At 61.3% G+C, this 13231-nt stretch carries 15 protein-coding genes; 8 read left to right on the top strand and 7 right to left on the bottom strand.

Going from position 1 to position 13231, the window contains the following annotated elements; genetic code table 11:
- Nucleotides 1–704: 704 nt before the first annotated feature.
- Nucleotides 705–2120, top strand: a complete 1416-nt coding sequence (locus M2360_RS10115; protein WP_280774946.1) for a PLP-dependent aminotransferase family protein — start codon at nucleotides 705–707, stop codon at nucleotides 2118–2120.
- Between the two features lie 57 nt (nucleotides 2121–2177).
- Here M2360_RS10115 and M2360_RS10120 read toward each other — a convergent pair whose 3' ends face one another.
- Nucleotides 2178–2369, bottom strand: coding sequence for a CsbD family protein (locus M2360_RS10120; protein ID WP_280774948.1), 192 nt, complete (start codon nucleotides 2367–2369; stop codon nucleotides 2178–2180).
- Nucleotides 2370–2605: 236 nt separating this feature from the next.
- Here M2360_RS10120 and purL point away from each other — a divergent pair, with 236 nt between their 5' ends.
- The 4 genes from purL to M2360_RS10140 are packed head-to-tail and all read left to right on the top strand — an operon-like array spanning nucleotide 2606 to nucleotide 5951.
- The gene (purL, locus tag M2360_RS10125; protein WP_280774950.1) at nucleotides 2606–4837 is read left to right on the top strand and encodes a phosphoribosylformylglycinamidine synthase subunit PurL; all 2232 of its coding nucleotides are present in this window, start codon (nucleotides 2606–2608) and stop codon (nucleotides 4835–4837) included.
- Nucleotides 4838–4851: 14 nt separating this feature from the next.
- The gene (locus M2360_RS10130) at nucleotides 4852–5085 is read left to right on the top strand and encodes a BolA family transcriptional regulator (RefSeq protein ID WP_280774951.1); all 234 of its coding nucleotides are present in this window, start codon (nucleotides 4852–4854) and stop codon (nucleotides 5083–5085) included.
- A 23-nt stretch (nucleotides 5086–5108) separates the two neighbouring features.
- Entirely contained in the window at nucleotides 5109–5390 is a 282-nt protein-coding gene (locus M2360_RS10135) for a hypothetical protein (RefSeq protein WP_280774953.1), read from the top strand.
- A gap of 12 nt (nucleotides 5391–5402) precedes the next feature.
- Nucleotides 5403–5951 carry a hypothetical protein gene (locus M2360_RS10140; RefSeq protein ID WP_280774955.1) on the top strand — a complete coding sequence of 183 codons (549 nt, stop codon included), beginning with the start codon at nucleotides 5403–5405 and terminating at the stop codon, nucleotides 5949–5951.
- 11 nt (nucleotides 5952–5962) lie between these two features.
- Here M2360_RS10140 and M2360_RS10145 read toward each other — a convergent pair whose 3' ends face one another.
- Nucleotides 5963–6409, bottom strand: a complete 447-nt coding sequence (locus tag M2360_RS10145; RefSeq protein ID WP_280774957.1) for an NUDIX domain-containing protein — start codon at nucleotides 6407–6409, stop codon at nucleotides 5963–5965.
- Between the two features lie 129 nt (nucleotides 6410–6538).
- Between M2360_RS10145 and grxD the strand changes: the two genes are divergently transcribed.
- From grxD to M2360_RS10160, 3 genes are all read left to right on the top strand, one after another.
- Nucleotides 6539–6877, top strand: coding sequence for a Grx4 family monothiol glutaredoxin (gene grxD / locus M2360_RS10150; protein ID WP_280774959.1), 339 nt, complete (start codon nucleotides 6539–6541; stop codon nucleotides 6875–6877).
- 120 nt (nucleotides 6878–6997) lie between these two features.
- Entirely contained in the window at nucleotides 6998–8251 is a 1254-nt protein-coding gene (locus M2360_RS10155) for a multidrug effflux MFS transporter (RefSeq protein ID WP_280774961.1), read from the top strand.
- A 19-nt stretch (nucleotides 8252–8270) separates the two neighbouring features.
- The gene (locus M2360_RS10160; RefSeq protein WP_280774963.1) at nucleotides 8271–9497 is read left to right on the top strand and encodes a multidrug effflux MFS transporter; all 1227 of its coding nucleotides are present in this window, start codon (nucleotides 8271–8273) and stop codon (nucleotides 9495–9497) included.
- Nucleotides 9498–9534: 37 nt separating this feature from the next.
- On the opposite strand, the gene M2360_RS10165 is transcribed toward M2360_RS10160, so the two are convergent.
- The 5 genes from M2360_RS10165 to rpsD all read right to left on the bottom strand — a co-directional run bounded on the left by M2360_RS10165 (nucleotide 9535) and on the right by rpsD (nucleotide 13058).
- Nucleotides 9535–10356: an inositol monophosphatase family protein gene (locus tag M2360_RS10165; RefSeq protein ID WP_280774965.1), complete on the bottom strand. Its 822-nt coding sequence runs from the start codon at nucleotides 10354–10356 to the stop codon at nucleotides 9535–9537.
- Nucleotides 10357–10449: 93 nt separating this feature from the next.
- Complete coding sequence (locus M2360_RS10170; protein WP_280774967.1) at nucleotides 10450–11283, bottom strand: inositol monophosphatase; 834 nt, start codon at nucleotides 11281–11283, stop codon at nucleotides 10450–10452.
- Nucleotides 11280–12080 carry a tRNA 2-thiocytidine(32) synthetase TtcA gene (gene ttcA / locus M2360_RS10175; protein ID WP_280775235.1) on the bottom strand — a complete coding sequence of 267 codons (801 nt, stop codon included), beginning with the start codon at nucleotides 12078–12080 and terminating at the stop codon, nucleotides 11280–11282. Before ttcA ends, M2360_RS10170 begins: the two co-directional genes overlap by 4 nt.
- 135 nt (nucleotides 12081–12215) lie before the next feature.
- Nucleotides 12216–12359, bottom strand: a complete 144-nt coding sequence (locus tag M2360_RS10180) for a hypothetical protein (protein WP_280774969.1) — start codon at nucleotides 12357–12359, stop codon at nucleotides 12216–12218.
- A gap of 81 nt (nucleotides 12360–12440) precedes the next feature.
- Complete coding sequence (gene rpsD, locus M2360_RS10185; RefSeq protein WP_280774970.1) at nucleotides 12441–13058, bottom strand: 30S ribosomal protein S4; 618 nt, start codon at nucleotides 13056–13058, stop codon at nucleotides 12441–12443.
- Nucleotides 13059–13231 lie beyond the last annotated feature (173 nt).

Here is a 13231-nt window from a genome sequence, read left to right on the forward strand (position 1 = left end):
GTATTCGCGATCCGTCCCCCATCGCCGGAAGAGGATGGCCGTCCTCTCCGGCGCTTCTTTATCTCACCAAGAAGCACGAAAATCATAAGACAAGCGTATCTCAGCTTATCCGCCTCATTCTGCCGGATCAATTTCGGTCAGGATCAAGGCTTTTGGCGAGGGCGTACCCAGATGTACGGCAGAGCCAAAAGCCGAAGATAGTGGCCGAAATTCATCCGGCCCGAAGGGTTGGTCGAAACCGGGCGCCCGCGTCGTCGAAGAGCTTGGCCGTAGCATCAGCTACGACCTGCGCCCTTCTCCTTGCGGATCATCCCGGTTTGGACCAACAGAATGAGGCGGATAAGCTGAGACACGCTCTAAAACCTCGTCCTCGGGCGAGAATGTTGTGGGGGCGAAATGCCTCCGCTGTCATGATCGACATCACGGCCAAATCCAGCGCCGCGCTTCAGCCTCGGCCTCGCGTCGACTGAGCCCGATATCCTCCAGCGCCGCATCCGAGAGGTCTGCGAGATGAAGGCGGGTCCTGCGATTGCGGCGCATGTTCCGCAAAAAGCTCAAGGCGCGACGAACCAACGAAAGATCGGCGGCATCAGCCGGTGAAATTGTCTCTATTGTCATCATAATCAGCCCAAATACGGCAACATTGTCTCTATACACCTCTATGCCTTGACCGTTTATTTGAGACAATATAGATAATTGTCACCATGACACATTGGCTTCCAGATCTCACAACAGGCACAGGGCCGCTCTACATGCGCATCGCGGATGCGACAGAAGCGGCAATCAAAACCGGAACTCTCGTGGATGGAGCCAAGTTGCCGCCGCATCGGGATCTTGCTTTTGACCTGAAGGTCACAATCGGGACAATTACGCGGGCCTATGCTCTGCTGAAAGAACGGGGCCTGGTCTCCGGCGAAGTCGGCCGCGGCACCTATGTGCAGGGCGGACGGCGCGATTTGACGCCCGCCGCCGATCCGGTAACGTCAGCGCTCGGCGGCACCCGCGCGCTCGTGCCGCCGTCTGGCAAGCTGCGCTTCGACACGACGGCGGCGGTGGATGTCGGTCAGGCGGAGATCATCGGCCGGGCGATGATGGAGATCGCGACAGAGCATCCGAGCGAGATTTCGAGCTATACGCGGACCATTTCGCCGGATTGGGCTGAGGCGGGACGGCGCTGGCTCACACAAGGCAATTGGGCCCCGGAGCCCGAAAACATCCTGCCGCAGCTTGGCGTTCACGCTGGCGTCAACGCGGTCATGGCCGCGGTCACGGCGCCGGGCGACCGTCTGCTCTGCGAACATCTGACTTACTCGCAGGTGGCCCGCAGCGCGACCCTGATGGGCCGCCGCGTCGTATTGGCGGATATGGACGAGCATGGCGTGCTGCCGGAGGATTTCGAGCGCGTCTGCGCCCGCGAACATCCGAAAGCCGCTTTCATCATGTCGTCGGGACAGAATCCGACCACCTCGTGCCTGCCGCTGTCGCGGCGCAAGGACATCGTCGAGATCGCCCGGCGACATAATGTCTGGCTGATCGAGGATTATCTCTATGGCGGCATGATCGCCGACGGCGTCCCGACGCTGGCTGAGCTCGCTCCCGACCGAACCTTCATCCTGAACGGCCTGTCGAAAAGCGTGGCGGCCGGCGTGCGCGGCGCCTGGGTCGCCTGCCCGCCGCATATGGCCCAACGCGTGCGCCTGACACAGAAACTGGTGAGCGGCGGCCTGCCGTTCCTGCTCGCTGAACTGTCGGCGCGGCTGGTGCTGTCCGGCGCGGCTGACGAAATCCGGACCCGCGTTCTCGACGAACTCGCGACCCGGGAACAGGCGGCCAGAACACTGCTGGCAGGCCGGGAGTTTCGCTCGCATCCCCGCCTGCCCTTCCTCTGGCTGAAACTCCCGGAGCCCTGGCTGTCGGGCACTTTCAAGCAGGCGGCGCTTGATCAGGATGTCCTGATCGACGACGAAGACGAGTTCAAAGCGGCGCGGTCGGACCGGGTTTTCCACCATGTGCGGATCGGCTTCAGCGAAGGCCGCGACCGGGCGATTTCTCTCGACGGGCTAAAAAGAATCAGTCGCATCCTGGACCAGACGCCATCTGGCGAAAATGCGATCATTTAACGAAAAAAGCCGCCAGCGCGGACGCCGACGGCTTTCGAAATCGAAGCTCCACAAAGGCTAGAGCCGGTCTACGCCATTTTTGACGGCGTCCTTGGCCTCGCCCACGGTCTTCTGGGTCTTGCCCTTCAGTTCCTGGGCTGCGCCCTCGCCTTCCAGCCGGCGATTGTCGGTGGCGCGGCCGACTGCCTGCTTGCCCTTACCAACAGCTTCATTGGCGGCGCCTTTGACCTTGTCTGCTACAGAACCCATGTCGAAGCTCCTTTTGTTTGCTTGTGACATCGGTAAAACGCGTTGGCCCCGTCGCGGTTCCGTGAGGCCAGGTTACAGATCGTCCATAATCGGCGTCACAGTGATACGGCGGCAGCCGCTTGGAGGCGATTTGCTGACGATTTGCGCCTGTTGATCCCGCATTTTCCAGTCGCATCAACGGCCCCCATCGGCTATAGGCAGGCAAACGCCGCCCTCCAACTGTTCTTGAGAGCCCGATGACCGTTTCCAATGACCGCCCGATCACCCCGGACCTGATCGCCAGCCATGGCCTGAAGCCCGACGAATATCAGCGCATTCTCGATCTCATCGGCCGCGAACCAAGCTTCACCGAACTCGGCATTTTCTCGGCGATGTGGAACGAGCATTGCTCCTACAAATCCTCCAAGAAGTGGCTGAAGACGCTGCCGACCAAAGGGCCGCGCGTCATCCAAGGCCCGGGCGAAAACGCCGGCGTGGTCGATATCGATGACGGCGACGTGGTGGTCTTCAAGATGGAGAGCCACAATCACCCCTCCTATATCGAGCCGTATCAGGGCGCTGCGACCGGCGTCGGCGGCATCCTGCGCGATGTCTTCACCATGGGCGCGCGTCCGGTGGCGGCGATGAACGCGCTGCGCTTCGGCGCGCCAGATCATCCGAAGACGCGGCATCTGGTGGCGGGCGTCGTCGCCGGCGTTGGCGGCTATGGCAATTCCTTCGGCGTCCCCACCGTGGGCGGCGAAGTCGAGTTCGATGCGCGCTATAACGGCAATATCCTCGTCAACGCTTTTGCCGCAGGTCTTGCCAAGTCCAACGCCATCTTCCTGTCGGAAGCCAAGGGCGTGGGCCTGCCCGTCGTCTATCTCGGCGCCAAGACCGGCCGTGACGGCGTCGGCGGCGCGACCATGGCGTCAGCCGAATTCGACGAGTCGATCGAGGAGAAGCGCCCGACCGTGCAAGTCGGCGACCCCTTCACCGAAAAGTGCCTTCTGGAAGCCTGCCTCGAACTCATGCAGACCGGCGCCGTCATCGCCATTCAGGATATGGGCGCTGCCGGCCTCACCTGCTCGGCGGTGGAAATGGGCGCCAAGGGCGATCTCGGCATCGAGCTTGATCTCGACACCGTACCGGTGCGCGAGGTCAATATGACAGCTTATGAAATGATGCTGTCGGAAAGCCAGGAGCGCATGCTCATGGTGCTCGAACCCTCCAAGGAAGAGGTCGCCAAGGCGATCTTCGTCAAATGGGGTCTCGATTTCGCCATCGTCGGCAAGACGACCGACGATCTGCGCTTCCGCGTCAAGCATCAGGGCGTCGAAGTCGCCAATCTGCCGATCAAGGATCTCGGCGATCAGGCGCCGGAATATGACCGTCCCTGGACGCCGGCCGTCAAGCCTGCGCCGCTGGCCGCAAATGACGTGCCGCAGGCGGACATCGCCGACGCGCTGGTCAAACTCGCAGGCTCGGCCAATAACTCCTCGCGCCGCTGGGTGTGGGAACAGTATGACACGCTCATCCAGGGCAATTCGCTGCAGCTTCCGGGCGGCGACGCCGGCGTCGTGCGCGTCGAAGGCCACAAGACCAAGGCGCTCGCTTTCTCGTCCGACGTCACGCCGCGCTATGTCGAGGCTGATGCGTTTGAAGGCGGCAAGCAGGCGGTGGCCGAATGCTGGCGCAACATCACCGCCACCGGCGCTTTGCCTCTGGCCGCCACCGACAATCTCAACTTCGGCAATCCAGAAAAGCCGGAGATCATGAGCCAGTTGGTGCACGCAATCAAGGGCATCGGCGAGGCCTGCACGGCGCTCGATTTCCCCATCGTGTCGGGCAATGTGTCGCTCTACAACGAGACGAATGGTCAGGCGATCATGCCGACGCCGACCATCGGCGGCGTGGGCCTGATCCATGACTGGACGGCGATGGCGCGGATCGCCTTTTCGGAAGAAAACGAATGCATTCTGCTGATCGGCGCACCGGCCTCTTGGGGAACGCATCTCGCCCAGTCGGTCTATATGCGCGACATTCATGGCCGCACAGACGGCCCGCCGCCGGCGGTCGATCTCGCCCATGAGCGCAAGGTCGGCGATTTCGTCCGCGAACTGATCCGCGACCGCACCGCGACTGCAGTGCATGATTGCTCCTCGGGCGGTCTGGCGCTGGCGATCGCCGAGATGTCGATGGCGTCCGGCATCGGCGCAACGATCAACGCGGTTGACGGCGCCAACCCCATTCCGGTGTTCTTCGGCGAGGATCAGGGCCGCTATGTGGTGACCGTGTCGCGCGACGACCTGAGTTCCGTGCGGGAAATGGCCGAGACGCGCGGCGTCTTCGCGCCCTTCATCGGCGTGACCGGCGGCGCGACCGTGACATTGGGCGCCGCAAGACCCATAGCAATTGAAGAATTGCAAAAGGCGCATGAATCATGGTTCCCTGCTTTCATGGATGGCCGCAAAGAGGCCGCCGAGTAAGCAGGAGACTGACCATGGCCATGAATCCCGGCGACATCGAAGACATGATCAAAGAGGGCATTCCCGGCGCGCGCGTCGTGATCCGGGATCTCGCCGGCGATGGCGATCACTACGCCGCTGAGGTCGTGTCGGAAGCCTTCCGCGGCAAGAGCCGGGTGCAGCAGCACAAAATGGTCTATGACGCCCTGCAGGGCAAAATGGGCGGCGTCTTGCACGCGCTCGCATTGCAGACATCGGCTCCGGATTGAAGGAGGCGGCCATGTCGAATGTCATGGACGCCGTCATCTCGGGCATCGTCAAAAGCGCGGTGTCCGAAATCCTCAAGAAAAGCGGCCTGAAGCCGAGCCCCACAAAACGGACCCGACGCAAGACCCGCAGCACGACCGCCTCGACGTCGAGCCGTAGGACGAAACGAGTCGCGGAAAAATCCGGCTCGGGCTCCGGCTCGGTGGGGCGCAACGCCCGCGACGACGGCGCAAGAACCGTCGCGAAAAAACAAGTCAGCAAGCGCCGAACGAGCGCTGCGCGCTCCAAAACCAAGCGTCGATCCTAACAGGGCTCTTCCATGTTCAATCCAATATTGCTTCTCTTTACGTGCGGCTGCGTGTCGCTCGCTTCCGTCAGCATGGCCGAAACGCAATGCCACACCAGCAAAGCCTATCACGTGGCCGAACAGGCCTTCGATGAAGAACCAGGCGCCCGCTTCGCCGTGACCAAACTCTCCGGCCAGGCCGCGCCGTCGGAATGCGCCTTCGACGAGTCCGCCGCTGACTACGTGATCGGCGGCGAAGGCGATCCGCTCTGGTTCGGCGAATTGTCGGGCTCGACGCTGGTGCTGACGCGCTCAACCGGCCCGCAAGGCGATCTGGTTGTCTATGATCTCAGCTCCGGTGAAGCGATTCTCGACGCGCCTGCCGACGAATATGAGCTGAAGGGCAAGACGCTCTCCTACTGGGAGCGCACAACCGTCAAGGCCACCGCCAAGACTTGCCCCACCTTCGCGGAAAACGAAGCGAATGGCATGGGATCGACGATCGTTGCGCTCAAGACGTTGAACGTCGAGACGGGAACTATACAAAAGGCCGGCGAGCGCAAATGCGCGGCGACGCAATAAGCGCCGTCCTGTCAGCCGCGCAGAAAGCAGGAAAGACCGATCGGATAGAGAGCGATGGCTGATTGTTCGAGCTCATCGAGATCGAACCAGCCCGCTGTCTGCTCCGAGCCTTCGTGCTCAAAGAAGACAATCCGGTCTTTGGCGACGTTATCCGCGTCGGTGATCGCGATATCGGCGAAAAAGACGATCTCATGTCCGGCCTGCCCTTCATGCGTATAGAGGTTTTCCATCACATTCCACGGACCAAGGATTTCGATGTCGACGCCCAGTTCTTCGCGGAACTCGCGGCGCAGGGCCTCTTCTCGCGTTTCTCCGAATTCAATGCCGCCTCCGAGTGGGCGAACGCCGACGACGAGGCCATTGTCGGCTTTCACTTCGGCCGCAAAAATGCGGTTCCCCTGCCGAAGAATGCCTATGACGATCACCCGAATGTTTTGGACCGGTCGCCAGGTCGCCATCAAGTCTTTCCTCCCTGTCGATATGCGCTGAAAAAAAACCTGCCGCTTCTTTAAAAATGGCTGCCGGTTGACTATAGATAGACAAAAGCGGTCGGACCTTGAACCCGGCATGTCAAAGAGGATAATTTCATGAGCGGCATCAACGATTTCATCGACAATGAAGTGAAGAGCAACGACGTCGTTGTCTTCATGAAGGGCACGCCCGATTTTCCGCAGTGTGGTTTCTCGGGCCGCGTGGTCCAGATTCTCGACTATGTCGGCGTCAACTACAAGGGCCACAATGTGCTGGCCGACGCCGATCTGCGCCAGGGCATCAAGGATTATTCGAACTGGCCGACCATCCCGCAGCTCTATGTGAAGGGCGAGTTCGTCGGCGGTTGCGACATCATCACCGAAATGTTCCAGGCTGGCGAATTGCAGCAGTTGTTCACCGACAGCGGCATTCCGCACAAGGGCCAAGCGGCCTGATCCAGCCAGACAGGTTTTCCACGCGGGCCGGATTTTCCGGCCCGTAACTTTTTAAGTCTTCGCGCATTGCTGTTCCGGCGTTTTCTTGCGCGCCTACTCATTCATTTCCGAGGTTACACTATGCATGACGTCATCATGCCGGAGGCGTCGACTGCGCCCGGCCACAGGCTCAAGCTGGGCATGGCGGAGTTCATCGCCCTGGCGGCGTCGCTGGCGGCCGTAGCCGCCATGTCGATCGACATTTTGCTGCCGGCATTGCCCGCCATCGGCGAGACTTTCGGCATCGCCGACGCCAATAGCCGTCAGTTGGTCATCCTCGTCTATGTCGTGACGTTTTCGATGTCGCAACTGTTTTTCGGCTTGCTGACGGATCGCTATGGGCGGCGTCCTTTCCTGATCTTCGGGCTGGCCCTCTATCTCGCGGGCAGCATCGTCGCGATGTTTTCCTCCAGTTTCGAAATGCTCCTCTCCATGCGGGTCGTCCAAGGGGTCGGCACCGCGGCGCTGCAGGTCGTGGTCATGGCTGTCATCCGCGACTGCTTTTCGGGGCAGGCGATGGGGCGGGTGCTGACCTTCGTTTTCACCACCTTCATGATCGTGCCGATCATCGCTCCCAGCATCGGCCAGGCGATCCAATATGTCAGCGGCTGGCGCGGCGTGTTCGTGTTCAACACGATCGCGGGATTCGGCCTGTTCGCATGGGCCTATTTGCGCCTGGAAGAGACCCTGTCACCGGATGCGCGCCGAGCGCTTTCCATCGCCAATCTGTTCGACGCGCTGCGCCAGATCGCGACCAACCGCATCACCGCCGGCTATGCGGTGGCGAGCATGGCCACTTTCGTCGGTCTGTTCGCCTATGTGGTTTCTGTGCAGCAGGTGTATGGCGAACTCTATGGGCTGGGAGAACTTTTCGCGTTGGCTTTCGGCGCGTCGTCGATCGGCGTCGCGGCCTCGGCGCTCGGCAGCGCGCGGCTGGTGCGTTTGTTCGGCATCCGCATGGTCGCTCATGGCGCGCTGCTGCTGTTCACCGCGTCGGGCCTGTCGCTGGCGGCGCTGTCGCTGGTCTCGATCCCGCCTTTCTGGCTCTGCTTCCTGCTCCTGTCTGTCTGTATGATGACCTTCGGCGTGCTGCAGGGCAATTTCAACGCCATGGCGCTTGAGCCGCAGGGCCACATCGCCGGCGTCGCCTCTTCCCTCTATGGCGTTGTCACGATGACAGTGGGCTCGATTGGCGGCGGTCTCGTCGGACAGGCTTATGACGGCACGCCGACACCGCTCGCACTCGCTTTCGGCCTCGGCGGCGCAATCGCGACCCTGGCCGTTCTCTGGACCCGGAAAGGGCGTCTGTTCCGCGCCATCGGTCCAACCGCCTGATATAAACAAGAGACTTTTGATGACGTCGAAAACCAGTATCTCAAAACCAGAATTCATCGCCATGATGGCGGCGCTGATGGCGCTCAACGCGCTCGCCATCGACATCATGTTGCCGGCGCTGCCGGCGATGGCGGATGCGCTCGCTATCGTCGAGGACAATCACCGGCAATTCGTGCTGACGGCCTATCTGGTCGGCTTCGGCTTTGCACAACTGTTCTTCGGTCCGATTTCGGATCGGTTCGGCCGTCGCGCGCCGCTGATGTGGGGTCTCGTGGTTTATGTCGCCGCGGCAGCGCTCGCGGTGGTCGCACCAAGTTTCGAAACGCTTCTCGCGCTTCGCTTCATTCAGGGGCTGGGCGCCGCCGGCACCCGCGTCGTGGCGCAATCGGTGGTCCGCGATCGCTTTGAAGGACGGCAGATGGCGGAAGTGTCGTCACTGATTTTCATGGTGTTCATGGTCATTCCGGTTTTCGCGCCGTCTATCGGGCAGTTGTTGCTGTTCAGCGGCCATTGGGAACTGATCTTCCTGTTCATGTCCGGCCTCGCCGCCGTGATCGGCCTGTGGGCGTTTCTCCGTATGGACGAGACGCTCGCCGAGGAAAATCGCCGACCGTTGAAGCCAGCGGTCATTTTCGACGGTTTCCGGCTGGTGATTTCCAACCGCTCCGCCTTCTTCTACGGCATCGCCTCGACCTTCGTGCTTGGCGGCTTGTTCGGCTTCATCAACACCGCCCAGCCCATCTATGTCGACATCTATGGCCTGGGCGACAAATTTCCCCTCGCCTTCGGTTTCGTGGCGACGATGATGGCGGTGTCGTCATTCACCAATTCGCGCATCGTCGGCGCGCTTGGCATGCGCCGCGTCGCTCATTCGGCGCTCTTGTTCTTCATGGGTATGAGCGGCATCTGGCTGGCGCTCGGTTATGCCGGACACCTGCCCTTCTTGGCTTTTCTGGGGGTGTTCACGGTGATCATGTTCACTTTCGGCCTGCTCGGCTCGAACATGAACACCCTGTCGATGGAGCCGCTCGGCGCAGTCGCCGGCACCGCTTCCTCCGTCTTCGGCTTCATGCAGACGGTGGGCGGCGCGGCGCTGGGCGCGGTGATTGGAACGCTCTATGACGGCAGCGTCGTGCCCGTCGCGGCAGGGTTCTTCGGCCTCAGCCTTTGCGCCATCGCCGCGGTGCTGGTGGCCGAGAAAGGCCGACTGTTCGGCGTCGGCAAAAAATATGGCGGAGCGGCCTGAGCCGCCCCGCCTTCAATCGCTCGATCCTCCCCAAGGATCAGATGTCGAAGATCTCGCGCTTCAACTCGTCCCAGGTGTCCTTGTCGGTGGTCAGCACCAGGCCGCCTTCGGTGTGGCTTGGCAGATAGGGCGAACCGTCGAGACGGGCGGCATAGGCGCCGGCTTCCTGCGAAATGAGCGCGCCAACCAGATGGTCCCAGGGCATCAGCTTATTGTACATGAGATAATGGACATGCCCGCCTGTGAAGGCGCGATATTCGTGGCCGGCGCAACGGTAATTCATCAGGAAGCGGACCTTGGCGAAGTTGGCCAGCAACAAAGCGCGTTTCTCCGGCCCGACAAAGCCCGTGGAGGCCATGCCGTACATATCGGCAAGCGGCGCGCGCGCGCGCACCTTCAGCTTTGTCCGGATGCCGTCCGGCGCGACCTGATAGGCGCCTGAGCCCTTCTCCGCCAGGATCCAGTCGTCGCCCATGGGATCGTAGATCACGCCGGCGACCGTCTCGCCCTTGGAGACCACCGAGGCCATCACCGCAAACAGCGGAATGCCCGAGGCGAAGTTGAAGGTCCCGTCGATCGGATCGACCACCAGCGCGAGATCGGCGTCCGCCAGCTTCGCCAACAACGCGGGTTCGGCCGCGACACTCTCCTCGCCCACGAACAAGGCGCCCGGCAGCACGCTGTCGAGCCGCGCCTTGATGAAACGCTCGGCGGCTTCATCGCCTTCGGTGACGAGATCAGACGCCTCGGTCTTAATGCGGATGTCTCCGGAGCCGAGCTTGCGGAAACGGGGCATGATTTCGGCTTTCGCGGCTTCACGGAGAAGATTTGCAAGCGCTTCGATGTCAACGACGGCCATAAATTCGATTCCTTTCAGAGGCTTGGGAGAAACGGTTGAGAGACTGAGTCCGCGACTTCAGATGCTGATTCAACGCCTTTGGCGAAACCCGGTTCAACCGGCACAGAGAATCTCCCGGGCGATCATCTCCCAACTGTCACGGTCTGGCGCGGAGAGAATGCCGCCGCTCAGCTGTCCGATTCGGAAAAGCTCGCCGTCGTGATGGGCGCTATAGCCGCCCGCTTCGGCATGGATCAGCAGGCCGGCGAGATGATCCCAGGGCATCAGCTTGAAATGACCGATGAAATCGACCTTGCCGGTCGCGGCCAGCCAATATTCATAGGCAGAGCAATTGTAGCCGAAGGCCATCTTGGTCTTGGCTAGATTGCCGGCGATGCGCTGGCGCCTGTCTCGGTCGATGTCGTTGATGGAGATCGTGCCGACCATACTGTCGAGCGGACGCGGCGCAATAACTTTGGCTGCGACCCTGCGTCCTGCCCCGCTATGCACGAAGGCGCCCGCGCCGCGGGCGGCGATCAGCGTGTCGCCATTGACCGGGTCATGGATCAGGCCGGCGACCGTCTCGCCCTTTTCAACCACAGCCAGGATCGTGCCGAACACCGGCAGTCCGGCAGAGAAATTGAACGTGCCGTCGACGGGATCGATGACGAAAGCGAGATCAGCGTCGACAAGCCGGTCGATCAGGCGAGGATTTTGCTCGCAGGCTTCCTCGCCGACGACGAGCGCGTCGGGATAGATCTGCAGCAGAGCCTCTGTCACCCGCTTTTCAGTCAGCAGATCCGCGTCGGTGACGAGATCGATGGAGGACTTCTTTTCGGTGACGTCGCCATCTGCGAGCGCGCGGAAGCGCGGCATGATCTCCGCCTCGCCCGCTTCGATGAGAATATTGCGGATGAGGTCGAGATCATGGTCGCGAAAGGAGGTCATCGGGTCAGGCCTGCAAAATCGAACAATTTCGGGTCAAGGAGATGGGATGGATTGATATGGCCAAGCGCCCGCAACATCGTGTCTTTGCGGCCGGGCATGCGGGTTTCGATGTCGGCGAGCATTGCCTTCATGGCGTTGCGCTGCAAGCCATCCTGCGAGCCGCAGAGATCGCAGGGGATAATGGGGAACTGCATGGCCGTTGCGAAGCGGGCAAGCTCGTCCTCGGCGCAGAAGGCCAGAGGACGCATCAGCATCAGATCGCCCTCGTCATTCATCAGTTTCGGCGGCATGGCAGCCAGCCGTCCGCCATGGAAGAAATTCATGAAGAAGGTTTCGAGAATATCTTCGCGATGATGGCCGAGGATGACGGCGTCGCAGCCTTCTTCGCGGGCGATGCGGTAGAGATTGCCGCGGCGAAGACGCGAACAGAGCGAGCAATAGGTCGCGCCTTCAGGCACCTTCTCCTTCACGATCGAATAGGTGTCGCGATATTCGATCCGGTGCGGCACGCCGAGGCCCGTCAGGTAATCCGGCAGGATATGCTTGGGGAAATTCGGCTGGCCCTGATCGAGATTGCAGACCATCAACTCGACCGGCAGGAGCCCGCGCCAGCGCAGTTCCAGGAGCAGGGCCAGGAGACCATAGGAATCCTTGCCGCCCGAAAGGCAAACGAGCCAGCGCTTCTGGTCGTTCAGCATGCCGAAATCATCGATTGCCTGCCGGACATTGCGCAGCAGGCGCTTGCGGAGCTTGTTGAAGTTGCCCGATTGCGGCGCATGCCGATAGAGCGCCTCCATCGTGGCGTCGCCGGCGAATGCGCCGTCGTCCTCGTCTCGCGCCTCGGGATTGGTGGTGAGCATGGGTCCGGTCCCGCCTGAAATCGTCCTCCGAGGCAATAACGGATTGCGCCGGAGGGTCAAGCCAAACCTCGCTTATTGCGCCGGCGTGGACGGCTGCGTCTGCTGGGCCGACGGCTCGGGTTTCTGGGCGCCGAGCAGGCGGATGCTGGCGAACAGGCTGAGGCCTGCGGCGATGACCACCGCTGCAAACGCTGCGCCGAACAACAGATTTCTCATGATCAACGTCTCCTCGACATCCCCAAAAGCAGAAAAGCCGCCCTTGCGAGCGGCTTTCCAAAAATCCAGTCCCGCCAGAAATTAGCGCGAGTAGAATTCGATGACCAGATGCGGTTCCATGATGACCGGATACGGCACGTCGGCCAGGCCGGGAACGCGACCGAAGGTCGCCTTCATCTTGGAGTGATCGGCTTCGATGTAATCCGGAACGTCGCGCTCGGCGAGAGACACGGCTTCGAGAACGATGGCGAGCTGCTTGGAGCGCTCACGCACTTCGATCACGTCGCCGGCCTTGCAACGGTAGGAACCGATGTTGACGCGGACGCCGTTCACGGTCACGTGGCCGTGGTTGACGAACTGACGGGCAGCGAAGATGGTCGGAACGAACTTGGCGCGGTAGACGATGGCGTCCAGACGCGATTCCAGAAGACCGATGAGGTTTTCCGGGGTGTCGCCCTTGCGACGGGCAGCTTCGTCATGGATGGCGCGGAACTGCTTTTCGGAAATGTCGCCGTAATAGCCCTTGAGCTTCTGCTTGGCCTTCAGCTGAACGCCGAAGTCCGAAAGCTTGCCCTTGCGGCGCTGGCCGTGCTGGCCAGGACCGTATTCGCGACGGTTCACCGGGGACTTCGGACGGCCCCAGATGTTCTCGCCCATACGGCGGTCAATTTTGTACTTAGACGATGCGCGCTTGCTCATCGCATTTCCTTTCTTGTTATCCGGCGGAGAGAACCCGCCTTTATGGTTAAGGAAACACGCCCTCCTCTGAAAACCGCCATTTGCGACGGCCTCCGACAGGCTTCTCACGCCGCGAGACGGAGAAACCACGGGACATGCTCTCACTTTTGCCGCGATTTCACGTCAGCAAAAAC

Origin of the sequence: Rhizobium sp. SG_E_25_P2 (assembly GCF_029892285.1) — a bacterium.
Classification (GTDB): Bacteria; Pseudomonadota; Alphaproteobacteria; order Rhizobiales; family Rhizobiaceae; genus Rhizobium_E.